The following is a 24,218-nucleotide window of genomic DNA, read 5'->3' on the forward strand; positions in this document are numbered from 1 at the left end:
GAATCGCCATTCCTGAGCCACAGATGGCCAATAATCCCTCCTCCTTCAACGGCAACATATCGTCATTGGAGGACGGGGGCAGACCATGATTTCCACGCATTTGCTGTTGATTTATCTTGCCGCGCTGGCGGCCATTTATGCGGTGCCGGGGCCCGACATGGCGCTCCTGCTGCAGACCGGCATCGGCCGCGGCGTGCGGCCGGGGATGGCGGCGGCGGCCGGCCTGTCGCTGTCGCGCACCGCGCACGTGACGCTGTCCGCCTGCGGTGTCGCGGCGCTGATCCGCAGCGCGCCGTGGCTGTACGAGGTGATCCGCTACGGCGGCGCGCTCTATCTCGCGTACGTCGCGATCCAGGTGTTCCGCTCGCCCGTGTTTGCGCTCGGCAATGGCGATGCGGCCGCCGCCGCCGCGGGCGAACTGCGGCAGTCGTTCGTGAAGGGGCTGCTGACGAACCTGCTGAACCCGAAGGCGCTGCTGTTCTGCTCGGTGCTGCTGCCGCAGTTCGTGCGGCCCGAGGCCGGGCCCGTCGTGTGGCAAATGTTCGAACTCGGCGCGATGCTCGTCGCGGCCGGCGTGTGCTTCGACCTGGCGTGCGTGTTCGGCGCGTCGCGCATCGCGGCGTGGATGCGCGCGCATCCGCTCGCGCAGACGGTGCAGCGCTGGACCTTTTCCGCAGCGCTGATCGGTTTCGCACTGCGGTTGTCGATGGACTGAGCGTCGCCCCGACATGGCCGCCGCGCGGAGCGATCGACCCGCGCGGGCGGGCCATGCGCGAATCGATACTGGCCGCGCGCAATGCCGGCCTTCGTGTACGCCTTGCCGCAGAAGGGCGTGCGCGCAAATCATCTGACTGTTCTAAACTTCCTCTAACTTCGCGCCGTCGCAAACGCGCCGTCGCGAATCGACTGACCGAACGGAACCGTCTTCCGCAGGCTATGTCCGATTTCCTGGCTGTTCCGTGCAACGCGGTACCAAGGAGGGTCTGAACATGGCAAGGCATCTTCAAGCCGACCGTGAACCCCGCATCATTGCCGAGTCCAAGTGTCTCGGCCAGTGCGATCCGGCAGAACGCATCCACGTCACGATCATGTTGCGGCGGCAGGAAGAAGGGCAACTCGACGCATTGGTTCACCAGCTCGCCACCGGCGACGCCCGCGCAAAACCGGTCTCGCGCGACGCATTCGCGCAGCGTTTCTCCGCCAATCCCGACGATATCCGCAAGACCGAGGACTTCGCGCATCGTCATCAACTGACGGTCGATCGCGTCGACCCGGTCGAAAGCGTCGTCGTGCTGTCCGGCACGATCCGGCAGTTCGAAACCGCCTTCAGCGTGAAGCTCGAGCGTTTCGAGCATCGGTCGATCGGCCAGTATCGCGGCCGCTCGGGCCCGATCGTGTTGCCCGACGATATCGGCGATGCGGTGACGGCCGTGCTCGGCCTCGACAGCCGCCCGCAGGCGCGGCCGCACTTTCGGATACGCCCGCCGTTCAGGCCGGCGCGCGGCGCTACGGCCGTGACGTTTACGCCGCCGCAGCTCGCTTCGCTATACGGTTTCCCTGCCGGCGACGGCGCCGGGCAATGCATCGCGATCGTCGAGCTCGGCGGCGGCTATCGCGCGGCCGACATCCAGCAGTATTTCCGCGGGCTCGGGATCACGACGCCGCCGACGCTCGTCGACGTGAACGTCGGCACCGGCCGCAATGCGCCGACCGGCGAGCCGAACGGCCCGGACGGCGAAGTCGCGCTCGACATCGAGATCGCCGGCGCGATCGCACCGGCCGCGAAGATCGCGGTGTACTTCGCGCCGAACAGCGACGCGGGCTTCATCCAGGCCGTCAACGCGGCCGTCACCGACAAGACCAACCAGCCTTCCGTGATCTCGATCAGTTGGGGCGGCCCGGAAGCGATCTGGCAGGCGCAGTCGGCACACGCGTTCAACCGCGTGCTGCAGGCGGCCGCCGCGCAGGGCATCACCGTCTGCGCGGCGTCGGGCGACAGCGGCTCGGGCGACGGGCTGCAGGATGGCGCCGATCACGTCGATTTCCCCGCGTCGAGCCCGTACGTGCTCGGCTGCGGCGGCACGCAGCTCGACGCGCTGCCCGGGCAGGGCATTCGCAGCGAAGTCACGTGGAACGACGAGGCGTCGGGCGGCGGTGCGGGCGGCGGCGGCGTCAGCACGATGTTCGACCTGCCGGCGTGGCAGCAGGGGCTCGCCGTCACGCATGCCGACGGCAGCAGCACGCCGCTCGCGAAGCGCGGCGTGCCGGACGTGGCCGGCGACGCGTCGCCGCAGACGGGCTACGAGGTGTCGGTCGCGGGCACTCCAGCGGTGATGGGCGGCACGAGCGCGGTCGCCCCGCTGTGGGCCGCGCTGATCGCGCGGATCAATGCGGCGGCCGGCGCGTCGGCCGGCTGGCTCAATCCGGTGCTGTACAAGCATCCGGGCGCGCTGCGCGACATCACGAAAGGATCGAACGGCACGTATGCGGCCGCGTCGGGCTGGGACGCGTGCACGGGCCTCGGCAGCCCGAACGGCGCGCAGCTCGCCACGATCCTCGCGCGCAAGCCGTCGAGCTGACGCACCGGCGCACGCCTTTCCGTTCGACGCGGGTGGTCTGCCCGCGTCTTTTTTCACCTCCAGGAGCAGCACGATGGGCATCGATTCCGCATCTTCCGGCGGCGTGTATCCGCTGCATCACGGCGACCACAATTCGCATGGCGTGCCGCCGACCATCAACCCGGTCGCGCTGAGCCGCGGCCGCGACCAGCCGTTCTTCGATCCGGTTGCGTACGGCAACGGCCCCGACGACTCGGTGACCGACACGACCGAGGCGGCCGCGATCACGCATCACACGATCCTGATCGACGGGAAGCGGATTGCGTACACGGCGACGGTCGGCCATCTCGTGACCGTCGATCCGAGCAGTTCGCAGCCGGCCGCGAAGATCTTCTACGTCGCGTTCACGGCCGACGGCGCGAAGGAGGAAACGCGGCCCGTGACGTTTTTCTATAACGGCGGGCCCGGTTCGTCGTCGGTGTTCGTGCTGCTCGGCTCGTTCGCGCCGAAGCGCATCAAGACGTCGATGCCGGGTTTCACGCCGCCCGCGCCGTACCAGATCGAAGACAACCCGGACAGCATGATCGACCACAGCGACCTGGTGTTCATCAACCCGGTCGGCACCGGCTATTCGGCGGCCGTCGCGCCGAACAAGAACCGCGATTTCTGGGGCGTCGACCAGGATGCGAATTCGCTGAAGCAGTTCATCAAGCGCTACCTGACGAAGAACAACCGCTGGAATTCGCCGAAATACCTGTTCGGCGAATCGTACGGCACCGCGCGCAGCTGCGTGCTCGCGTACAAGCTGCACGAGGATGGCGTCGACCTGAACGGCGTCACGTTGCAATCGTCGATCCTCGATTACCGGCAGGCCGGCAACCCGGTCGGCACGCTGCCGACCGCCGCGGCCGACGCGTGGTATCACAAAAAGCTCGGCATCAAGCCGGCGCCGACCGATCTCGGCGCGTTCGTCGAGGAAGTCGCGCAGTTCGCGCGCACCGACTACCTGAGCGCGCTGCGCAACGTGCCGCATGCCGACCCGGCCGCCGTGCAGAAGCTGTCGGACTACACCGGCATCGACACGGCCACGCTGCAGTCATGGGGGCTCGATATCGCGGGCTATAACGCGCGCGGCAATTCGCTGTTCCTGACGACGCTGCTGCACGCGCAAGGGCTGGCGCTCGGTTCGTACGACGGCCGCGTGACGGCGATCTCGACCGGCATCGCCGGCAAGATCGACCCGAACTCGGGCGGCAACGATCCGACGATGACGGCCGTGACGGGCGTCTACACCGCGATGTGGAACAGCTACCTGAACGAGCAGCTGAAGTTCACGTCGAACTCCGCGTTCACGGACCTGAACGACCAGGCGTTCCAGAACTGGGACTTCAGCCATATCGACCCGACCGGCGCGCAGCAGGGCATCGATGCGAAGGGGAACGTGATTCTTTATACGGCGGGCGATCTCGCCGCGGTGATGGCGCTGAACGTCGACCTGAAGGTGCTGTCGGCGAACGGCCTCTACGATTTCGTCACGCCGTTCTACCAGACCGTGATCGATCTGCAGCAGATGCCGCTGGAGGACCAGAAGGTGCGGCAGAACCTGTCTGCGCGGTTCTATCCGTCGGGGCACATGGTGTATCTCGACGGCGGCTCGCGCACCGCGCTCAAGCGCGATCTCGCGACGATGTACGACGCGACGGTCAGCGATACGGGCGCGCGGATGCGGATTCGTGCGCTGCAGGCGAAGAAGACGGGCGGGCACGCGTAGCGTTGCCCGTCGCGCACGCGCCGCGCGCAACCGTCACGGTTCGCGCGGCGCGTGTTTCGGCCGCCCGGGGGCCGGCTTACGCGGCCGGCCAGTCGAACATCGTGTACGGCAGCGCGCGCTTGTGGCGCGAACCGTCGTAGAAGCGCAGCACCGTTTCGTAGACGCGGTCGGCGACCGGCTTGCCTTCGAGGAAATCGTCGATCTCGTCGTAGGTCACGCCATACGCGTGCTCGTCGGGGCGCAGCGGGCGCAGTTCCTCGAGGTCGGCCGTCGGCACCTTCATCACGATCAGCTCCTCGCCGCCGAGCGCGCGCGCGACCGCGCGCACACGACGCTTGCTCAGGCCCGCGAGCGGCAGGATGTCCGCGCCGCCGTCGCCGAACTTCGTGAAGAAACCCATCAGCGATTCGGCCGCGTGATCGGTGCCGATCACGATGCCGCGCCGCGCGCCGGCCACCGCGTACTGCGCGATCATGCGCTCGCGCGCCTTGATGTTGCCGTGCACGAAATCCTGCTGCGCCGGGGTTTCGAACGCGTGGCCGGACGCGACCAGCGAACGGAGCATCGCATCGGCGGCCGGCTTCACGTCGACCGTCATCACCTCGTCCGCGCGCACGAACGCGAGCGCGCGCTGTGCATCGTCTTCGTCGTTCTGCACGCCGTTCGGCAAGCGCATCGCGATGAAGCGCGCATCGTAGCCGCCGGCGCGCAGCTGTTCGACCGACAACTGCGCGAGCCGCCCGGCCGTCGACGAATCGACGCCGCCGCTGATGCCGAGCACGTAGGTCCGCAGGCCGGTCGAACGAAGGTATTGCGCGAGGAAATCGACGCGGCGGGCAATCTCGGCCTCGGCATCGAAGTGCGGGGCGACGTTCAGTTCGGCAATGATCGCGCGTTGGCGGCTGGCGTAATCGGCGGATGTCATGAAGGAAGTTCCGGAACGAAATGCAAGGCGCACATCATAAGCGCAATCGCGGCGTGCCGCCGCGCCGGGCCTGCGTTTCCGGCGTTTCGCGTTGCTTCGACGAGACGCGGCGCATCGCCGTGGTGCACGGTGCGCCGGGCGGGTGCGGAGTGCCGCGCGAAGGGCGGCCGTGCGCGCGGCTTCGACGAGTGGGGATGGCGGCCCGATGACGGGCGTTGGCGTGGCCGCTCGATCCCGCATGCGTGTTCGCCCCGTCAGCGCCGCGCGAGCACGACGCCCACCAGCGCGAGCGCGAAGCCGGCGAGCTGGATCGTCGCGAGCGTTTCGCCGAACAGCCCGTAACCCTGCAGCGCAGCCAGTGGCGGCGCGAGAAACAGCAGCGACGTCGCGCGTGCCGCATTGCCACGCCGCAGCATCCACATCAGCATCGTGACCGCACCGCCGGACAGGAACACCACGCCCCACACGAGCGACACCCACAGCGCCGGCGCGCCGATCCAGCGGGATTCGTGGAGCAGCACGACGAAGACGGCCGCGACGATCGCCGCGCCGAAGTTCTGCACGGCGACCGCCGTGCGCAGGTCGCTCTGCGCGAGCTTGCCTTTCTGGTACAGCGAACCGGCGGTGATCGACCCGACCGCCAGCACCGACACGGTGACGACGAGCCACGCAGGCGCCGCGCCCGGCGGCGGCGCGACGCCGCCCGTGACCTTCGGCGCGAGCACGAGCGCGACACCGGCCAGCCCGAGCGCCATCCCGAGCCAGCCGCGCGCGGGCAGGCGTTCGTTGAACAGCGGGACCGCGAGCACGGCGGTGGCAAGCGGCTGCAGCGCGCCGAGCAGCGCCATCACGCCCGCATTCAACCCTTGCGCGACGGCCCAGTAGCTCGCGCCGAGATAGACGCCTTGCAGCAGCGCGCCGGCGATCAGGTGGCGCGGCCATTCGCGGCGGGCCGGCCACGGCGCGCGCGCGACGAGCGCCACCACGCCGAACAGCGCGGCCGTGCCCGCGAAACGCGCGAGCAGGAACAGGTTCGGATCGGCGTAGGGCTTGATTGCCCGCGCAACGATGAAGCCGGTGGACCAGAGCGCGACGAAAGCGGCGGCGACGATCGAGGTAAGCATGCGTGACGGGCCGCGAGGCGGCCGGACAGAACCGGGAAGTCGGCCAGTATCGGCCGAAGCGGCGCCGGCGTCTTGTCGAATCCTGCACTCGTGCCACGCGGCGCGTGATCGTGCCGGCGGTCATCGCGCGCTGGATGTGCGGTGCGGCGGGGACGAGCGCCCGCGGCACGGCGCTGCGCGGATGGGCGCGCAGCAGCGACGATCAGTCGATCGAGAACGTGTCGAGCGGCTGGTTGGCGCTCGCTTCGGTCGCGAAGCGCGCGGCGAGCTGTTCGTAGAGCCGGCGCGCTTCGTCGAGCGTCAGGTCGATCCAGTACGGATCGCCGGCGGCGTCGTTGAGGCGTTCCGGCGGAAACTGGATTTCAATCACACTGCCTTTGCGATACATGGCGCGAGCCCCTTTGTCGGTCGGTCGTTCGGCGAAGCGCAAAGTGTAGCAACCGGCGCCGCGCGGATTCGCGCGCGCCAGACAATACTGAATTTCGCTTTCGGGAAACGCGCCCGGCCGCCGCCCGGCCGCGTTTCCCGGCGCGGTCAAATGGTCGTCAAACGTCCGTAATACAATGGCCGGCTTACCCATTACCAGTCGCCTCGGGCGCACACGCGATGCTGGCGGAACAACGTCATCAATACATCCTGTCGGAGCTCGGACGGTCGGGCGCGCTGTCGGTCGCGGAACTCGTGCGTTCGCTCGACGTGTCGCGCGAAACCGTGCGGCGCGACCTGAACGCGCTGGCCGCGCGCGGCCTGCTCGTGATGACGCACGGCGGCGCGCTGGCCGCGGATCGCCGCGAGCCGAGCCTGTCCGAGCGCGAAGCCGCGAACGCCGACGCGAAGCGCACGATCGGGCGGCGCGCGGCCGAATTCGTGCCCGACGACGCATCGGTGCTGATCGATTCGGGCAGCACGCCGCATGCGGTCGCGCTGGCGCTCGCCGACCGGCACCGGCTGTCGATCTACACGAACGACTGGCGCACCGCGTTCGTGCTCGCGCGGCGCAACGGCAACCGCGTGACGCTGCTCGGCGGCGAGCTGTCCGACGACGAGGACGCCACCTTCGGGCTCGACACGATCCACCAGCTCGCGCAATACCACGTCGATTTCGCGTTCGTCGGCGCCGGCGGCATCACGCCCGACGGCGAGTGCACCGACTACTCTCGGCTCGCGGCCGAAGTGCGCAGCCGGATGATCGCGGCGGCGGGCATGGCGATCATCGTTGCCGACCATTCCAAATTCGGCCGCGTGACGCCGGTGCGGATCAACGGCGCGGCCGCCGCCCGCTATCTGGTGACCGAACGCGCGCCCGACAAGGCCGTGCGCCGCGCGCTGACGGCGCGCGGGATCGAACTGCTCGTGTGCGACTGACGCGGGTCCGACATACAAGGTTCATCGAACCGTCATCACGCGGGAAGAACCGCCGTCAAGACTGACCCATTCACCTCGACCGGCCGTCAGGCCAGGGAGCAACGAATGACCGTCAGCGTGCGCAGCTATCTTTCCCCCACCCTGGTCCTGCTGGCTTTCGACTGGCCCGATGCGGCGTCGCGGTCCGATTTCCTCGGCTTCGCGATCCGGCGCACGCCGGGCTTCTGGTCGGCCGACGGCAAGACGCGTGCGCCGGATAGCTGGCTGCCCAACCGCCTGACGTTCGACGGCCCGGCCGCCGACACGCAGGGCGATGCGCCGACCGATCAGGCGCCGATCCAGAAATTCATGTGGTGGGACGCGCGCATCGATCCGCAGGACCGCGATGCGTCGTTCCGCTACGACGTCTATCCGGTCGTCGGCACGCCGGCGAACCTGCAGGTGCTCGACGCGGAAGCCGGCACTTGCGACGTCGTGCTGCCCGCGCACATCGAGGACGGCATCGGCACGTGGTTCAACCGCGCGGTGGTCAGCTCGCAGGCGTTCGCGAAGCAGGTCGCGGCGCTCGGCCTCGCGCCGGATGCGGCGCCGAGCGCCGCCCAGGCGCTGAAACTGCGCACGTGGCTCGCGAACGACATGGAGCAGGTGTTCGCGGAAATGCTCGATCCTGCGTCGCGCGCGGTGTCGGCCGTCTATCACCTGACCGACACGCTGTGGGCGCTGCCCGCGTTCGAGGCGTTCGGCCGCCGGCACGGCGAAGCGTCGCTCGCGATCGTCTACGACGCGCACACGACGGCGCGCAAGGGCAAGCCGCCGCTGCCGTCGCCGAACCAGCCGGCCGTCGATGCGCTGCAGGGCCTCGCGACGCTCGCGCCGCGCGACAAGACGCACATCATGCACGACAAGTTCATCGTGACCGATGCGCCGTCCAACCCGGCGCCCGCGCGCGTGCTGACCGGTTCCGCGAACTTCACGACCGAAGGGCTGACCGAGCAGGCCAACGTGCTGCATGCGTTCGACTCGCCCGCGCTCGCCGCGCTGTACAACGAGCGCGCCCACGCGCTGGCCGGGAACCCGTCGATTGCGGAGACCGCCCGGCTGTCGCCGGGCTGGTCGGCGCCGATGACGATCGGCAGCGCGCAGGTGCGCGTCGCATACTCGCCGGAGCCGTCGGGGCAGCGCACCGAGATCGACACGATCGTCGCCGCGATCGCGGCCGCGAAGCATTCGGTGTCGTTCTGCCTGTTCATGCCGACCGACGCGGCGCTGCGCGATGCGTGCTTCGCGGCCGGCGACCGCGGGCTGATGATGTTCGGCCTCGTGAACAAGATCAACGCCGGCAGTGCGACGAAGGCCGATGCCGCGCAGCAGGGCGGCCAGACGCTCGATGCGGCGACGCTCGCGAACCTCGAGCTGTACCACCGCAGCCGCGACAACCACGACGTGATCGACGCGTCGTATTTTTCGCCGGCCACCGTGCCGCAGGGTTTCGAGCCGGAGCTGCGGCTCTTCCCGGGCGAACCGGCGCCGGCCTTTCCGCCCGTCGTGATCCATCACAAGTTCATCGTGATCGATGCGGAAGGCGCGAATCCGGTCGTCTATACGGGCTCGGCGAACATGAGCCGCAATTCCGAGCAGTACAACGACGAGAACCTGCTCGAGATCCGCGACAAGCGGATCGCGGCGATCTATCTCGCGGAATTCCTGCGGCTTTACGAGCACTACCGCGCACGCGCATTGGCGATCCATGCGAAGCAGCGCGGCACGGGCGCGCATGCGCGGCTCGCGCTCGCGCCCGATTCGGGCTGGGCGAAGAAGTATTACGTGGCGGGCAGCCCGGAACAGAAGGCGCGGATCGCGCTGGCGTCGACCGCGCCGACGGACTGATGCGTTGAAGTATGCGGGGCGCGGACGTGTCGCGCCCCGGCTGGCGGCTGCTGGCTGCCGGCGCCGCTTACGCGGCGACGTAGCGCAGCACCGCGTCGGCGATCGTGTCGCGATGCCGCGCGCGCAGGCGCGGCGCCGACGGATCGCGGCCGAATGCGGCGCCGAACGTGTAGCGGTTCGACACGCGATGGAAGCAGAACGAGCTGATCAGCAGATGCAGGTCGAACGCGTCGATGTCCTTGCGGAACGCGCCGCTGGCCGCACCGCGCTCGACCAGTTCCTCGAGCGTCTTGATGATGCTGACGTTGCGGTTCTTGAACGACTTGAGCTGTTCGAGATATTTCGCGCCGTGGATGTTCTCGATCGACACGAGGCGGACGAAATCGCGATGCTTGTCGTGATAGTCGAACGTGAATTCGACGAGGCGGCGCATGCCTTCGCGCGGCTCCATGTCGCCGACGTGCAGTTCCTGCTCGAGCGCGCGGATGTCGCCGTACACCTTCTCCAGCACGGCCTCGTACAGGCCTTCCTTGCTTTCGAAGTAGTAGTAGAGCATCCGCTTCGTCGTGTTCGTGCGCTCGGCGATCGCGTCGACGCGCGCACCGGCGAGGCCCATCGCGGAGAATTCCTGCGTGGCGACATCGAGGATGTTGCGCTTGGTTTGCTCGGGATCATATTTACGCCGCGCATCGGACGCAAGCGCGCGGGGGTCGGACGTGGCGGCCTTGCTTCCTGCTTTCATGTGACTTTGTTGTGGTTCGCGGCGGCTTGGAAAAGGCATTCTAGCATGTGGGAAATGCCCGCCCGGCCGACCTTCCGCTCTAATCGGCAAGGCCGTCGGCGCGATCGTTTCGGCCGTCGCGGGCGCTCAGCGGCGGCAGGATGCGAGCGCGTCGCGGGCCTGGTACGCCGTATACGTGAGCTGCGCGGCGGCGAGGCCGGCCAGCCCGAACGTGCGCGTGAGCCCGAACGCGGCGAAGCCGTCCGGCACCGGCCGGCCTTCGGCCAGCGCGGCGGCGAGCGCCTCGCCGGCCACCGTGGTCGGCGCCATCCCGTGGCCGCCGAATGCGATCGCATGCCATACGCCGTCCGCGTCGCGGCCGATCTGCGGCATCTTGTGCCGCGCGTAGCTCATCAGGCCGCCCCACGCGTAATCGACCTTCACGCCTTCCAGTTGCGGATACACGCGCAGCAGGTCGCGCCGCAGCAGGCGCGCGATCGCGTCGGGGCCGCGGTCGAGCACGGAGATCCGGCCGCCCCACAGGATCCGCGTGTCCTTCAGCGGACGGTAGTAGTCGAATGCGAAACGCGTGTCGTAGATCGCGTACGGCGCGTCGATCGCGTCGGGCAGGCGCGTGCCGAGCGGCTCGGTCGCGATCACGTAGGTCGCGATCGGCAGCACCGCGCGCTCGATGCGCGGCGACACGCCGCGCGCGTAGCCGCCGCCGGCGAACACGACGTCCTTCGCGCGCACCGCGCCCTGCGCCGTGCGCACGACGTAGCCGGCGCCGTCGCGCGCGATGCCGAGCGCCGCCGAGCGCTCGTACACGCGTGCGCCGCCGCGCGATGCGGCCGCCGCGACGCCGAGCACGTACTTGAGCGGATGGAAATGGAATGCGTTCGGCTCGAACAGGCCGCCGTAGTAGCGCTGCGTCTTCAGCCGCTCGCGCAGCGCGCCGGTCGGGACGGGTTCCCAGTCGACGCCGAGTTCGTTTTTCATCAGCGTGCGCACACTGTCGAGCCGCGACGGATCGTCGAACCAGTTCGCGAGCATCACGCCCTGGTCGACGATGTCGCAGTCGATCCCGTAGCGGGCGATGCGCGCGCGGATCAGGTCGACCGCGTCGACGGTGAGCCGGTACAGCCGGCGCCCTTCGTCGCGGCCGAGCGTGCGCAGCAGGTCGGCGTTGTCGAGGCTGTAGCCGCCGAATACGAAGCCGCCGTTGCGGCCGGACGCGCCGAAGCCGACCCGTTCGCTGTCGAGCACGACCACGTCGTGCACGCCGCGCTCGACGAGGCCGAGCGCCGTGCACAGTCCGGCGAGGCCGCCGCCGACGATGCAGACCTGGGTATCGATCGTGCCGGTCAGTTGCGGGTAGGGCTGGCGGGTAACGGTGGCTTCGTAGAAGTTCTGCATGCGTTTTCGGTGATTCGTGACGGCGATAAAACGGACGGCGCGCGTCGATCTTGCCTGAACGCGCGCGCCGCGTCGAATGGGGTTTTCAGCGCAGCGGCCGCCGTGATCGGGCGGCCGCCGGCGCATTACCGGGCTTCAGGCGCCCGGCGTCGGGTTGACCGGACGGGCGACGTAGGCCGGATAGCCGGCGTTGGCCTTTTCGGTGGCGTCGGGCGTCGCGTTGCGTTCGATCCACGGCGCGATTTCCATGTCCTCGTAGCGCACCAGGCGGCATTTGCGCACGAGCGCGTAGCCGAGCCAGATCGCGAGGAAGAACGGCAGGCCGATGTAGGTCGCGGCGATGCCGGCCCAGTCGATCTTGTCGGCGAGGAATGCCTGGTAGTCCTGGCCGAGCGCGACGATCGCGCACAGCGCGAACGCGAACAGCGGGCCGAACGGGAACCACTTCGACCGGTACGGCAACTGGTCGAGCCGATAGCCCTGCTTCAGGAAACCCTTGCGGAAGCGGTAGTGGCTGACCGCGATGCCGAGCCACGTGATGAAGCCGGCCATGCCCGACGTGTTCAGCAGCCACAGGTAGACGGTCTTGTCGCCGTAGAGCGACGTGAGGAAACACAGCGCGCCGATCGCGGTGGTCGCATACAGCGCGTTGCGCGGCACGCCGCCCGGCGACAGCTTCGCGAACAGCTTCGGCGCGCGGCCTTCGACCGCGAGGTTGTAGAGCATGCGCGTCGATGCGTACATGCCCGAGTTGCCGGCCGACAGCACGGCCGTCAGGATCACCGCGTTCATCACGCCGGCCGCGAAGGCCAGGCCAGCGTGGCGGAACACCAGCGTGAACGGGCTCACGCCGATATCGGTCACGTCGCTCTTCAGCAGGCTCGGATCGGTGTACGGAACCAGCACGCCGATCACGACGATCGCGAACACGTAGAACAGCAGGATGCGCCAGAAGATCTGGCTCACCGCGCGCGGAATCGTCGTGCGCGGGTTTTCCGATTCGCCGGCCGCGACGCCGATCATTTCGGTGCCCTGGAACGAGAAGCCCGCGATCATCGCGACGCCGAGCATCGTTGCCCAGCCGCCGACGAACGGCGCGTCGCCGATCGTGAAGTTGCCCCAGCCGGCGCTCGGGCCGCCCTGCATGATCCCGAAGATCATCAGCAGGCCGACGCCGACGAACGCGAGCACCGTCAGTACCTTGATCAGCGCGAACCAGTATTCTGCTTCGCCGAAGCCGCGCACCGACAGCGCGTTGAGCGCGAAGATCAAGGTGAGGAACAGCGCGCTCCACCAGACGCCTAGCACGTCCGGAAACCAGTAGTGCATCACGAGCTGCGCGGCGACGAGCTCCACCGCCAGCGTCACGGCCCAGCTGTACCAGTAGTTCCAGCCGAGCGCGAAGCCGAAGCCTTCGTCGACGAACTTCGCGCCGTAGGTCGCGAACGACCCCGACACCGGCATGAACGCGGCCATTTCGCCGAGGCTCGTCATCAGGAAATAGACCATCAGGCCGATCAGCATGTACGCGACCATCGCGCCGCCCGGCCCGGCCTGCGAGATCGATGCGCCGGACGCGACGAACAGGCCCGTGCCGATCGAGCCGCCGATCGCGATCATCCGGAGATGGCGGGCCTGCAACGCGCGGTGGAGGGACGGCTTCGCGGGCGGCGAGCCGGACGGGCGGGACGAATCGGGGCGGGCATCTGAATGCATGGCGGGCGCTGGGCGCTGTCTCCGGGATTGTTTTTCGGTGACGAAGCGCGACGCGTCGCCGGCCGCGGGCCGGGCAGCGGTGATGCGGTGCGAAACCGGCCCGCTGAGCGGGCCGTGGTGCGTGTCGCCTTCGTCGGTCGTCCGGCTGCCGTAGTGACGGCCGGCGGCGCGCCGGGTGCGTTGCACCTCGACGTCGCACCGATTGTGTGTGCCCGGTGCACGGGCGGCAAACGATATTTCCGAACAGGGTGATGCGAGATGGTCATCAACTTGTGTCGGCCTGGGACACGTCCGAGTACCCGTCTGCGGGCTTTGGAAACGTCCGATATCGGCGCGGGTACAGGCGCGGCTGGCCGGTTGACTTCTTGCGTTTTGGGAATGAAGTCGTGAGTTAATATCAATAGCGGCCCGACTTGTGGCCATCGACAATGTGTTTCATGGATCGTGCCTCGCGAGGCGGGGGCGCGCCGTCCGGCCGGGCTTTCCGGCGGCGGCGCAGCGCGATGCGCCGGATGGCGCACCGGGCCCGCCGCGCGGCGCATCCGCTTGCACAAGGCGCTCGAACGCGCTCCAATCGAATCACGCGGGCGGCGCTGCCGCCGCACCGATCAATCTGTCCCTGAAGAGGAAGTGATGCAATTCAACGACATTCTTGCCGCGCTCGACATCGATCTCGCCCAGTGGAAAGGCAATGCGCTGACCGCGCGTTCGCCGCTCGATGGCGCGACGCTTGCGACGCTGGCCGTCGACACGCCCGCCGACGCAGAGCGCAAGATCGACGCCGCGCACGACGCATTCCTCAAGTGGCGCACGGTGCCGGCGCCGGTGCGCGGCGAACTCGTGCGCGTGTTCGGCAACGTGCTGCGCGAGCACAAGGCCGAGCTCGGCCGCCTCGTCACGCTCGAAGCCGGCAAGATCACGTCGGAAGGGCTCGGTGAAGTACAGGAAATGATCGACATCTGCGATTTCGCGGTCGGTCTGTCGCGCCAGCTTTACGGCCTCACGATCGCCTCCGAGCGCCCCGGCCACCGGATGATGGAAACGTGGCACCCGATCGGCGTGTGCGGCGTGATTTCGGCGTTCAACTTCCCGGTTGCGGTGTGGGCGTGGAATGCGGCGCTCGCGTTCGTGTGCGGCGATTCGGTCGTGTGGAAGCCGTCCGAGAAGACGCCGCTTACCGCGATCGCCTGCCATGTGCTGCTCCAGAAGGCGCTCCGCGAGTTCGAGAAGACGCATCCGGGCGTCGCGCCGGCGGAGCTGAGCCAACTGGTGCTCGGCATGCGCGATGTCGGCGAGGTGCTGACGGCGTCGAAGAAGGTGCCGGTCGTCAGCGCGACGGGCAGCGTGCGGATGGGCCAGGAAGTCGCGAAGGTGCTGAGCCAGCGCCTGGCACGAGGCATTCTCGAACTCGGCGGCAACAACGGGATGATCGTCGCGCCGAGCGCGGATCTCGATCTCGTCGTGCGCGCGGTCACGTTCGCGGCGGTCGGCACGGCCGGCCAGCGCTGCACGACGCTGCGCCGCCTGATCGTGCATCGCAGCCTCGTCGAGCAGTTGCTGCCGCGCATCGAGAAGGCCTACGCGTCGGTGAAGGTCGGCAACCCCCTTGAAGAAGGTACGCTGGTCGGCCCGCTGGTCGATCGTGCGTCGTTCGATGCGATGCAGAAGGCGCTGGCCGATGCACGCGAGCAGGGCGGCGAAGTGAAGGGCGGCGAGCGCGTCGACGTCGGTCACGCGGATGCGTACTACGTGCGTCCGGCCATCGTGCGGATGCCGAAGCAATCGGCGGTGGTCGAGCGCGAGACGTTCGCGCCGATCCTGTACGTGATGATCTACGACAACTTCGAAGACGCGATCGACGTGCACAACGCGGTGCCGCAAGGCCTGTCGTCGGCGATCTTCACGAACGACATGCGCGAGGCCGAGCAGTTCATGTCGGCGGCCGGCAGCGACTGCGGGATCGTCAACGTGAACATTGGCACGAGCGGCGCGGAAATCGGCGGCGCGTTCGGCGGCGAGAAGGAAACGGGCGGCGGCCGCGAGTCGGGTTCGGATGCATGGAAGGCGTATATGCGCCGTGCGACGAATACGATCAACTACAGTCGGCAGTTGCCGCTGGCGCAGGGGGTGAAGTTCGACGTATAAGTGCAGGCGCCCGACCAGGGCGCTTCGACGGTCGAATGAGAAGGGCCGGTTGCCGCGAAAGCGGTAACCGGCCCTTGTCGTTTACTGCGATGCGCGCGGCGCGCCGATCGAGCGTGAGCGTCGCCGCTCAATGGCTCACTTACGATTCTTGCCGCGTCGGACCATCGTTCGCCGGCATGTTCTGCACGACCAGCATCTGCGGGCTCGACAGCGTGATCCCCGCCGCGCGCAACTGCTTGAGGATCTCGAACAGCAGGTCGCTCTTCGTCGAACTCGCGATCCGCGGGCTCGACACGTAACCCGTCACGCTCAGCGTGATCCCGTCCGGCGTGAGCTGGCTGAACGTCACCGACGGCGCCGGTTTGTCGAGAATCGCCTGGTGCTCGCGATACGCATCGAGCAGCAGGTCGCGTACCTGCTCGGGATCGGTGTTCAGCGGGAACGTCAGCACCAGCGTCGCGACGCCCTGCGTGCTGTTGCCCATCGTCACGTTGCGCAGGTTCTGCGAGATCAGCTGCGAATTCGGCACGATCACGGTCGAGCGGTCGCTGAGCTGGATCTCGGTCGCGCGCACGTTGATGCGGCGGATGTCGCCTTCGACGCCCGCGATGCTGATCATGTCGCCCACCTTCACCGGGCGCTCGGTCAGCAGGATCAGCCCCGACACGAAGTTCTTCACGATCTCCTGCAGGCCGAAGCCGATACCGACCGACAACGCGCTGACGATCCACGCGAGATTGTTCCACCGGACGCCGAGCAGCCCGAGCGTCATCAGCACGAGCAGCACGTAGCCGACGTTGGTGAACAGCGTGATCAGCGACACGCGCATGCCCGTATCCATGCCGAGCGCGGGCATGAATTCGCCGTCGAGCCAGCGGCGCAGCGAGCGCAGCAGGTAGAAGCCGATCGCGAAGCCGATCACGGCGTTCATGATCCGGTCGGGCATGATGTTCAGGCTCTGCAGCCGCTGGCTGCCGATCATCGCGACCGCGCTGTCGAGCAGGTCGCCCGGCGTCGTGCCGAAGCCGCCGGTCAGCAGCGCGATCGCCGCGATCAGCATCAGCAGGCTCGTGCCGAAGCCGGACAGGACCGTGCGCGCCTGGTCGAGGTGGCGGTCTTCGAGCGCGAACAGATGCTTGATCTGCTGGCCCGTCGACAGGCTCGACGAGAACAGGCTTTCGCTCGCGTCGCGCGTCAACTGGATCAGGATGTAGGTTGCGCACAGCACGATCTCGAACCATACGAGCTCGTACGTGATGAAGCGCGCGACCGTGATGTAACCGATCAGGAGTGCGATCAACGACGCGACGATCGCGAGCGTGACGCCGGCATGGATCAGCCCGGCGAGCGTCGAGCGCTGCTCGGGCGCCTCGCCTGCCGCTGCAAGTGCGCTGCGCGCGCGGTTCGCGCGCAACAGCGATGCGCCGACCGTCAGCGCGACGACGAGCGACACGATGCCGCGACCGAACAGCGTGACCGACAGGCTGGTGTCGACGATCCGGTTGATCGATTCGAGCGTGCCCGACACCAGCAGCAGCCCGGCCAGGATGGCGGGGAACGGCTTCATCGCGAGCGCGACGGGATCGGCGAGCGCCGGCAGGCGCCACGACGGATGCTTCGTGCAAAGCAGCGCGCGGCCGAGCCCGGCGATCAGTGCGCAGGTCGCGGCGAGCTTCGCGAACTGGTCCCACAGATCGGTCAGCGACGGCGTGAGCTCGTAGTGGCGCGCGACGGCGAGGTAGAGGATCTGAATCGCGATGGCCGTCGCGAGGAAGGTCGATAGTGCGGTCGTCAGCGCCAGTGCGCTGCGGCGCAAGCGGGAGGGCGGCAGGCGGTTCAGCGCGATCCACGCGAGCCCGCGCTCGATGAGCCGGCGGCCGCCGAGCCATGCCGCGAATGCGGCGATCAGCAGCAGCGTGGTGAGCGCCCGTTGCCCGGGTACCCACGACGAATGCAGCATGTCGAACAGCTCGCCGTTGAAATCATCGAGCCGCTGGCGATCGTCCGGCGACAGGTGGAACAGCGGCAGCCAGAACTGCGCGCTGAAGATGCTGCCCGAACGGAATGCGAGCTGGTTCTTCAGGAGGCTGCGATGCAGCTTCGCGAACTGCTCGGTCAGGTTCGTGAGGCTCGTCTTCTGGTCGGCGGCCTGCTTCAGCGCGGCGTCGATCTGCGTCTTGCGCGCGCCCAGCGCGGCCCGCTGCTTCGCGACGGCTGCCGTTTCCGGTGCGGCGCCCTCGGCCGGCGGCGGCCCGAGCACGTCGAGTTGCGCCTGAACCTGCGCGCGTTGCGGCGTGAGATCGCTCTGCAGTTTCGCGACATCGGCGCTCAGTTCCTGCGCCGAGTCGTCGAGCGCGTCCAGCTCCTTGCTGTTGGACGTGGTCGAGGTCTGCTGCTTGATGCGGTCCAGCTCGGCCTGCATCTGCTTGAGTTGCGCGACGGCGTCGGGCAGCGAGATGGCCGGCGCGGTTGCGCCGACGCCGCTCGCGGCGGGAGCGGAAGCGGCCGCCGGAAACGCCGACGCGGTCGCGATCGCCGCGAACTGCAGCAGCGCGATCAGCGCGATCCGGCGGGCGTACGTGGAGAGTCGTTGTATGGACATGGAATACTTACGATTTGCCGACAATGCCGGTTGCCGAAAGGCAGCCGGAAGCCGGTAGTTGGCCCGGTAGCATGTTACCGGGGCGCGGAACGCGTGGTTGTACTGATTGCGTTTCCCGGTTCGCGGCGCTTCCGGCGGCGCGCGCCAGCGCGAAACAGCGCGGTACGCCTGCTATTGCTGGCTGCGCGGCCTGCGTGCGCGGCCGGTGGCACCGGAACGTCGCAGTGACGCGCTTGCCATATCCGACATACGGTTACGCAATTTACACATTATCCGGCGGGAAAACGGGGCGTCGAATTGCTTTGGCGCCTGCGACGCGGCGCGCCTGTTGGCTCGCACATGGGCCAAACGGGCGTGCCGGTACAATGCAGCGATTCGCCCGGTGGCGGTTCGGCGGTCCGCCGGACGACGACATACAACACGACACGATCAGGAGACGCGCCCAAGATGGCCTCAACGGACAGCCTTTCGCAGGCACCCGCCCAATCCCCCTCCGTCGACCCTGGCTCCATCTCGGCCCGCCTCGACCGCCTGCCGCCGACGCGCAGCGTCTGGAAGCTCGTCGTGCTGCTGAGCCTCGGCTTCTTCTTCGAACTCTACGATCTGCTGTACAGCGGCTACGTCGCACCGGGCCTCGTGAAAAGCGGCATCCTGTCCGCGACGACACACGGCCTGTTCGGCACCACGGGCGTCGCGAGTTTCATCGCCGCGCTGTTCTCCGGGCTCTTCATCGGCACGATCGCGTGCGGCTTCCTCGCCGACCGCTTCGGCCGCCGCGCGATCTTCACGTGGTCGCTGCTGTGGTACACGGCCGCCAACATCGTGATGGCGTTCCAGGACACCGCGGCGGGGCTGAACTTCTGGCGCTTCGTCGTCGGTCTCGGCCTCGGCGTCGAGATGGTGACGATCGGCACGTACATCTCCGAACTCGTGCCGAAACAGATCCGCGGCCGTGCGTTCGCATGCGAGCAGGCGGTAGGGTTCGTCGCGGTGCCGGTGGTCGCGTTCCTCGCTTACCTGCTCGTGCCGCACGCGCCGCTCGGCCTCGACGGCTGGCGCTGGGTCGTGCTGATCGGCGCGCATGGCGCGCTGTTCGTGTGGTGGATTCGCCGCGAACTGCCGGAAAGCCCGCGCTGGCTCGCGCAGCAGGGCCGGGTCGACGAAGCCGACCGCATCATGCGCGCGCTCGAGGCGAAGGTCGAAGCCGAATACGGGCGGCCGCTGCCGCCGCCCGCGCCGGCCGAACCCGTGCCGCCGCGGGGCAGCTTCCGCGACATGTGGGTGCCGCCGTATCGCAGCCGCACGATCATGATGACGATCTTCAACGTGTTCCAGACGGTCGGCTTCTACGGCTTCGCGAACTGGGTGCCGACGCTGCTGATCAAGCAGGGCATCACGATCACGTCGAGCCTGATGTATTCGAGCGTGATCGCGCTCGCGGCGCCGATCGGCCCGCTGATCGGCCTCGTGATCGCCGATCGCTTCGAGCGCAAGTCGGTGATCGTCGCGATGGCGGCGGCGATCGTCGTCTGCGGGCTGATGTTCAGCCAGACGAAGGTGGGTGCGTTCCTGATCGTGCTCGGCATCGGCCTCACGCTCGCGAGCAACATCATGTCGTACAGCTTCCACGCGTATCAGGCCGAGCTGTTCCCGACGTCGATTCGCGCGCGGGCCGTCGGCTTCGTCTATTCGTGGAGCCGCTTCTCGGCGATCTTCTCGTCGTTCGTGATCGCGGCCGTGCTGCGCGGTTTCGGCACGTTCGGCGTGTTTGCATTCATCGCCGGCGCGATGGTGATCGTGATGGCCGCGATCGGGTGGATGGGACCGCGCACGAAGGGCATCGCGCTCGAAACCATCTCGAAGTAGTCGGCAGGTGCGCACGCGTGTCGCACGCTTCGTGCGGCATGCGTGCGATGCGGTGGAGATCCGGTTTCTGGTCGCCGGATCGTAAAAATGCTTTGTTATGCAAATCAATAGGGAAGCGTGATCAGAACCGGATGAAACGCGCCAGCCTTCGGCCGCATGCCGAAACATCCAGCACGCAAGCCTGCCACGCAACGAACACGCAAGCGGAAACGAGTTGAAACAAAGCGTGACGAAGCGCAATTTCGACGTGAAATCGCGGTTTTCATCGCTGCCGAATCGTGTATGGACGAGTAGAATGAAGGGCCTGACGACTCATTAGCCGCCATCGGAGCGACCGCGTTTGCATCAGCGAACGGCTCCACCGCGAAGAGGCGTCGGCGCCGGGCGCACGCGATGCGCCGGACGTGTCGATGGCTTGCGCGGAAGATGCGCCGCTCGCAACAGCACCATGCGGCGGCCGGATCGGCCGATGGCTTCGAACGTATGATTCTTGCCCATCTGGCGCGGCGTTTTGCGAAGCCGCGTTGTCTTAGCCGCCCAGTCGCCGCATACGTGTGGCTCGCTGTCGTAGTGTCGATTTCCGTTCTCGCCGAACGGCCTGCCTTTGCCGCGTCCGACGCTCCGTCGTCTGCTGTGCAATCCTCATCTGTTGCATCGCCTGCTTCGGCGACCTCCCGCACGCATCCGGCTTCGTCTGCGCATGCGGCGTCGGGCGCATCGGCCGCAGTGCCGACATCCGCCGCGTCACAAGCGAATCACGCAGAACCCGCGAGCGCTGCATCGGGTGCGTCGGCCGCTTCCGCCGCTTCCGCCGCTTCCGCCGCGTCGGCCGCCGCGCCTGCATCGGCCGCCAGCGAGGCCGAGCCGCCTCCGCCCACCCCGCCGCGCCGGCATCCGCCGCTGTCGGCCGAGGAGGCACAGAACGCGACGACGCGCGCGCTCGACATGCGCAAGCGTTTCACGCAGGAAGTCACGCGACGCCTGAACGTGCCGGCGAGCGAGCAGCGCGCGTACGGCGAGCGGCTCCAGAAAGCGCTCGCCAACGCGGATCTCGGCGACCTCGCCGGCGAATACGTCGCGATGGTCGACCGCGCACCGAACGTGCAGGCGTTGTTCATCTACTTCCGCGCGACGCCGACCAATGCGTGGCTGATGATTGGCGCATCGCCGGTCGGCACCGGGCTGCCGGGCAAGTACGACCATTTCCTGACGCCGCTCGGCGTGTTTCATCACTCGCCCGACACGATGGATTTCCGCGCGGAAGGCACGACGAACGAGAACGGCATCCGCGGCTACGGCCACCGCGACATGCGCATCTACGATTTCGGCTGGGTGGACGGCGAGCGCGGTTGGGGCAAGGGCGGCGTGTCGCCGATGCGCTTCCAGATGCATGCGACCGACCCCGACCGGCTCGAAGGGCTGCTCGGTATCCGGCACTCGAAGGGCTGCGTGCGGATTCCCGCGTCGCTGAACACGTTCCTCGACCAGCACGGCCTGCTCGACGACGATTACCAGGCCCGCGTCGAGGCCGGCAAGTCGCTGTGGGTGCTGCGTCGCGATCGCGACATCACGCCGATCGCGGGCCGCTACCTGGTCGTGATCGACAGCGCTCGCAAGACGCGTCCGGCGTGGTCGCCGGCGCCGGGGCGCCATGCATGGTCGAAGCTGCCGAAGGGCGGCGACACGGCGGACTGAGTGCCGTTCGCCGAGCGCGGCAGGCATGGAGATGAGAATAAATCCGATTTATTGAGATATAAGGAAAGCAAACTTTTATTATCCGATCCGGGTTCGTATAGTCGAGTCCAGTTTCGCGGAACCCTGCCGCGCCTGGACCACCACCGACCACACGACCCGCATGAAAACTCTCTACAAGCTCGCCCCGCTCGCGATGCTCGGCGCCTTCGCGACCCATGCCGGTGCGCAAAGCAGCATCACGCTGTACGGTCTCATCTCGGCCGGTGTCGGGTTCGCGACGAACCAGGGCGGCAAGAACGCGTGGCAGGCGCTGTCCGGTACGAACCAGAATCCCCGCTGGGGGCTGAAGGGCAAGGAGGATCTCGGGCAAGGGCTGTCCGCGGTCTTCCAGCTCGAGAACGGCTTCAACGTGATGACGGGCACGGCCGCGCAGAACGGCCGCGAGTTCGGGCGCATGGCCTACGTCGGCCTGGCCGACCGCACCTACGGCTCGCTGACGTTCGGCCGTCAGTACGACGCGATCCACGACTACATCGGGCCCGTGATCATCGCGAGCAACGGCGTGAACATCGGCGACAACGACAACGGTTACAACGACATCCGCGTGCAGAACTCGGTGAAGTACGTGAGCCCCGTCTACTACGGGCTGAAGTTCACCGCGCTGTACGGCTTCAGCAACGCGACCGGTTTCGCGAACAACAGCGCGTACAGCTTCGGGCTCGGCTATGAGCGCGGTCCGTTGCGCTGGAGCGCGGTCTATGCGCAGTACAACCATCCTTACAGCGCGACGAACCAGGACGGCGCGATCGCGAACGACTATGCGTCGCCGCTGCTGATCTTCAGCAAGAGCGCGATGTCGCCGGCGGCATACGCGAGCCGGCAGCGGATCGCGGGCACGGGCGGCTTCTACACGATCGGCCGCGCGCAGTTCGCGGCGATGTTCACCGACGTGCGCTACGATTACCTCGACAATTCGCACCTGCACCTGCAGAACCTGGGCGTGAACATCGTCTACACGATGACGCCGCAGCTCTTTCTCGGCGCAGCGTATGCGTTCACGAACGGCAAGTACGACGTGATCGACAAGCGCCCGAAATGGCATCAGGTGAACCTGCAGGCCGATTACTTCCTGTCCAAACGCACCGACGTCGCGTTGACGGTGATCGCGCAGCAGGCGGCCGGCGACGCGGACCATGCGCAGATCTTCGCGTATGCGCGCTCGACCGGCACGCGCCAGATGATGGCGACGCTCGGCGTCCGGCACGTGTTTTGAGCGCCCCCAAACTTGCCGCTTCGCGACAGGCCCCCCGAGGGGGCCTGGAAAATTTGGGGCGGCCCGGCGTTTTCCTGAGAGCTCGACCATGACCCATCCGATCGCATCCCGCCGCACGTTCCTGAAACTGTCCGCCGCGCTGGCCGGCACCGCGCTGCTTCCCGAAACGGGCGCATTCGCGGCCGGCGGCGACGCCGCGCGTCGCACGGTGATCATCGATACCGACCCGGGGCAGGACGACGCTATCGCGATCCTGTTCGCGCTCGGCGCACAGGACCGGCTCGACGTGCGCGCGCTGACGGCCGTGGCCGGCAACGTGCCGCTCGACCTGACCGAACGCAATGCGCGGATCATCCGTGACTGGGCCGGCCGCACGAAAGCGCTGCCGGTGTATGCGGGCTGCCCGCGTCCGCTCGTGCGCGATCTCGTGACGGCCGCGAACGTGCACGGCAAGACGGGGCTCGAAGGCGTCGAACTGCACGAGCCGCGCGCGCCGCTCGCCGCCGGTCACGCGGTGTCGTACCTCGTCGATACGCTGAGCCGCGCGGCGCCGAACAGCGTGACGCTGTGCGCGCTCGGGCCGCTCACCAACATCGCGACCGCGCTGGTCGAGGCGCCGCAGATTCGCGGCGCGCTGCGCGACATCGTGCTGATGGGCGGCGCGTTCTTCGAGCGCGGCAACATCACGCCGGCTGCCGAGTTCAACATCTACGTCGATCCGCAGGCGGCCGACGTGGTGTTCGGCAGCGGCGTGCCGATCGTCGTGCTGCCGCGCGACGTGGCGGTGAAGGCGCCGATCACGCCGGCGCGCGTCGCGCCGTTCCGTGCGCTCGGCAACCGCTGCGGCGCGATCGTCGCCGACATCATGGCGGCCGAGCTCGCCTACAACAAGAAGCGGCGCGGTATCGACGACGCACCGATGTACGACCCGACGGCCGTCGGCTATCTCGTCGATCCGACGCTGTTCGGCGGACGCAAGGTGAACGTGGTGGTCGAGACGACCGGGCAGTGGACGCTCGGCGAGACGATCGTCGACTGGAACGGGCGCAGCGGCCGTGCGGCGAATGCGACATGGATCAACGAGGTCGACGCGGACCGCTTCTACGCGACGCTCGTCGAGCGCATCGCGAAGCTGCCCTGAACGCGGGCGTCCA

The 24,218-nt window shown here is 67.8% G+C and carries 17 protein-coding genes; 10 read left to right on the forward strand and 7 right to left on the reverse strand.

All coding sequences use genetic code 11. The features are described 5' to 3' along the window. Positions 1 to 85 precede the first annotated feature (85 nt). The 3 genes from HWW87_RS34755 to HWW87_RS34765 all read left to right on the forward strand — a co-directional run bounded on the left by HWW87_RS34755 (position 86) and on the right by HWW87_RS34765 (position 4,329). Positions 86 to 715 carry a LysE family translocator gene (locus HWW87_RS34755; RefSeq protein ID WP_174387141.1) on the forward strand — a complete coding sequence of 210 codons (630 nt, stop codon included), beginning with the start codon at positions 86 to 88 and terminating at the stop codon, positions 713 to 715. Between the two features lie 274 nt (positions 716 to 989). Next, complete coding sequence (locus HWW87_RS34760) at positions 990 to 2,579, forward strand: S53 family peptidase (RefSeq protein ID WP_175824056.1); 1,590 nt, start codon at positions 990 to 992, stop codon at positions 2,577 to 2,579. A 73-nt stretch (positions 2,580 to 2,652) separates the two neighbouring features. Beyond that, positions 2,653 to 4,329: a peptidase S1 gene (locus tag HWW87_RS34765; RefSeq protein WP_175824057.1), complete on the forward strand. Its 1,677-nt coding sequence runs from the start codon at positions 2,653 to 2,655 to the stop codon at positions 4,327 to 4,329. Positions 4,330 to 4,405: 76 nt separating this feature from the next. On the opposite strand, the gene nadE is transcribed toward HWW87_RS34765, so the two are convergent. From nadE to HWW87_RS34780, 3 genes are all read right to left on the reverse strand, one after another. Continuing rightward, positions 4,406 to 5,254, reverse strand: coding sequence for an ammonia-dependent NAD(+) synthetase (gene nadE / locus HWW87_RS34770; RefSeq protein WP_175824058.1), 849 nt, complete (start codon positions 5,252 to 5,254; stop codon positions 4,406 to 4,408). Positions 5,255 to 5,508: 254 nt separating this feature from the next. Beyond that, entirely contained in the window at positions 5,509 to 6,378 is an 870-nt protein-coding gene (locus tag HWW87_RS34775; RefSeq protein ID WP_175824059.1) for a DMT family transporter, read from the reverse strand. A 202-nt stretch (positions 6,379 to 6,580) separates the two neighbouring features. Continuing rightward, positions 6,581 to 6,766, reverse strand: a complete 186-nt coding sequence (locus HWW87_RS34780; protein ID WP_175824060.1) for a hypothetical protein — start codon at positions 6,764 to 6,766, stop codon at positions 6,581 to 6,583. A 218-nt stretch (positions 6,767 to 6,984) separates the two neighbouring features. Here HWW87_RS34780 and HWW87_RS34785 point away from each other — a divergent pair, with 218 nt between their 5' ends. Together HWW87_RS34785 and HWW87_RS34790 are read left to right on the forward strand one after the other, a co-directional pair. After that, complete coding sequence (locus tag HWW87_RS34785; RefSeq protein WP_174434129.1) at positions 6,985 to 7,743, forward strand: DeoR/GlpR family DNA-binding transcription regulator; 759 nt, start codon at positions 6,985 to 6,987, stop codon at positions 7,741 to 7,743. A gap of 105 nt (positions 7,744 to 7,848) precedes the next feature. Further along, entirely contained in the window at positions 7,849 to 9,630 is a 1,782-nt protein-coding gene (locus HWW87_RS34790; RefSeq protein WP_175824061.1) for a phospholipase D-like domain-containing protein, read from the forward strand. A gap of 67 nt (positions 9,631 to 9,697) precedes the next feature. Here HWW87_RS34790 and HWW87_RS34795 read toward each other — a convergent pair whose 3' ends face one another. From HWW87_RS34795 to HWW87_RS34805, 3 genes are all read right to left on the reverse strand, one after another. Continuing rightward, entirely contained in the window at positions 9,698 to 10,372 is a 675-nt protein-coding gene (locus HWW87_RS34795; protein ID WP_089437020.1) for a TetR family transcriptional regulator, read from the reverse strand. A 126-nt stretch (positions 10,373 to 10,498) separates the two neighbouring features. Next, on the reverse strand, positions 10,499 to 11,767 hold the full coding sequence (locus HWW87_RS34800) for an FAD-binding oxidoreductase (RefSeq protein ID WP_175824062.1): 1,269 nt from the start codon (positions 11,765 to 11,767) through the stop codon (positions 10,499 to 10,501). A gap of 135 nt (positions 11,768 to 11,902) precedes the next feature. After that, complete coding sequence (locus tag HWW87_RS34805; protein WP_347879309.1) at positions 11,903 to 13,387, reverse strand: amino acid permease; 1,485 nt, start codon at positions 13,385 to 13,387, stop codon at positions 11,903 to 11,905. Between the two features lie 729 nt (positions 13,388 to 14,116). Here HWW87_RS34805 and HWW87_RS34810 point away from each other — a divergent pair. Beyond that, positions 14,117 to 15,628 (forward strand): aldehyde dehydrogenase family protein, encoded by a 1,512-nt coding sequence (locus HWW87_RS34810; RefSeq protein ID WP_174434124.1) that lies wholly within the window; start codon positions 14,117 to 14,119, stop codon positions 15,626 to 15,628. Between the two features lie 139 nt (positions 15,629 to 15,767). Here the strand turns inward: HWW87_RS34810 and HWW87_RS34815 are convergent, their stop codons facing one another. Then, positions 15,768 to 18,230: a DUF3772 domain-containing protein gene (locus HWW87_RS34815; protein WP_175824064.1), complete on the reverse strand. Its 2,463-nt coding sequence runs from the start codon at positions 18,228 to 18,230 to the stop codon at positions 15,768 to 15,770. A 447-nt stretch (positions 18,231 to 18,677) separates the two neighbouring features. Here HWW87_RS34815 and HWW87_RS34820 point away from each other — a divergent pair, with 447 nt between their 5' ends. The 4 genes from HWW87_RS34820 to HWW87_RS34835 all read left to right on the forward strand — a co-directional run bounded on the left by HWW87_RS34820 (position 18,678) and on the right by HWW87_RS34835 (position 24,205). Beyond that, positions 18,678 to 20,096, forward strand: coding sequence for an MFS transporter (locus tag HWW87_RS34820; RefSeq protein ID WP_175824065.1), 1,419 nt, complete (start codon positions 18,678 to 18,680; stop codon positions 20,094 to 20,096). A gap of 393 nt (positions 20,097 to 20,489) precedes the next feature. Then, complete coding sequence (locus tag HWW87_RS34825; RefSeq protein WP_175824066.1) at positions 20,490 to 21,791, forward strand: hypothetical protein; 1,302 nt, start codon at positions 20,490 to 20,492, stop codon at positions 21,789 to 21,791. A 160-nt stretch (positions 21,792 to 21,951) separates the two neighbouring features. Next, entirely contained in the window at positions 21,952 to 23,064 is a 1,113-nt protein-coding gene (locus HWW87_RS34830; protein WP_175824067.1) for a porin, read from the forward strand. Positions 23,065 to 23,152: 88 nt separating this feature from the next. After that, complete coding sequence (locus tag HWW87_RS34835; RefSeq protein WP_175824068.1) at positions 23,153 to 24,205, forward strand: nucleoside hydrolase; 1,053 nt, start codon at positions 23,153 to 23,155, stop codon at positions 24,203 to 24,205. Positions 24,206 to 24,218 lie beyond the last annotated feature (13 nt).

This window comes from Burkholderia sp. BCC0419 (genome assembly GCF_902830285.1).
Classification (GTDB): Bacteria; Pseudomonadota; Gammaproteobacteria; order Burkholderiales; family Burkholderiaceae; genus Burkholderia.

Bases quoted from the DNA above. Each gene is read 5' to 3' on its own strand.
- HWW87_RS34755 (WP_174387141.1), top strand. From the start codon at position 86: ATGATTTCCACGCATTTGCTGTTGATTTATCTTGCCGCGCTGGCGGCC.
- HWW87_RS34760 (WP_175824056.1), top strand. From the start codon at position 990: ATGGCAAGGCATCTTCAAGCCGACCGTGAACCCCGCATCATTGCCGAG.
- HWW87_RS34765 (WP_175824057.1), top strand. From the start codon at position 2,653: ATGGGCATCGATTCCGCATCTTCCGGCGGCGTGTATCCGCTGCATCAC.
- nadE (WP_175824058.1), bottom strand. From the start codon at position 5,254: ATGACATCCGCCGATTACGCCAGCCGCCAACGCGCGATCATTGCCGAA.
- HWW87_RS34775 (WP_175824059.1), bottom strand. From the start codon at position 6,378: ATGCTTACCTCGATCGTCGCCGCCGCTTTCGTCGCGCTCTGGTCCACC.
- HWW87_RS34780 (WP_175824060.1), bottom strand. From the start codon at position 6,766: ATGTATCGCAAAGGCAGTGTGATTGAAATCCAGTTTCCGCCGGAACGC.
- HWW87_RS34785 (WP_174434129.1), top strand. From the start codon at position 6,985: ATGCTGGCGGAACAACGTCATCAATACATCCTGTCGGAGCTCGGACGG.
- HWW87_RS34790 (WP_175824061.1), top strand. From the start codon at position 7,849: ATGACCGTCAGCGTGCGCAGCTATCTTTCCCCCACCCTGGTCCTGCTG.
- HWW87_RS34795 (WP_089437020.1), bottom strand. From the start codon at position 10,372: ATGAAAGCAGGAAGCAAGGCCGCCACGTCCGACCCCCGCGCGCTTGCG.
- HWW87_RS34800 (WP_175824062.1), bottom strand. From the start codon at position 11,767: ATGCAGAACTTCTACGAAGCCACCGTTACCCGCCAGCCCTACCCGCAA.
- HWW87_RS34805 (WP_347879309.1), bottom strand. From the start codon at position 13,387: ATGATCGCGATCGGCGGCTCGATCGGCACGGGCCTGTTCGTCGCGTCC.
- HWW87_RS34810 (WP_174434124.1), top strand. From the start codon at position 14,117: ATGCAATTCAACGACATTCTTGCCGCGCTCGACATCGATCTCGCCCAG.
- HWW87_RS34815 (WP_175824064.1), bottom strand. From the start codon at position 18,230: ATGTCCATACAACGACTCTCCACGTACGCCCGCCGGATCGCGCTGATC.
- HWW87_RS34820 (WP_175824065.1), top strand. From the start codon at position 18,678: ATGGCCTCAACGGACAGCCTTTCGCAGGCACCCGCCCAATCCCCCTCC.
- HWW87_RS34825 (WP_175824066.1), top strand. From the start codon at position 20,490: ATGCGCCGGACGTGTCGATGGCTTGCGCGGAAGATGCGCCGCTCGCAA.
- HWW87_RS34830 (WP_175824067.1), top strand. From the start codon at position 21,952: ATGAAAACTCTCTACAAGCTCGCCCCGCTCGCGATGCTCGGCGCCTTC.
- HWW87_RS34835 (WP_175824068.1), top strand. From the start codon at position 23,153: ATGACCCATCCGATCGCATCCCGCCGCACGTTCCTGAAACTGTCCGCC.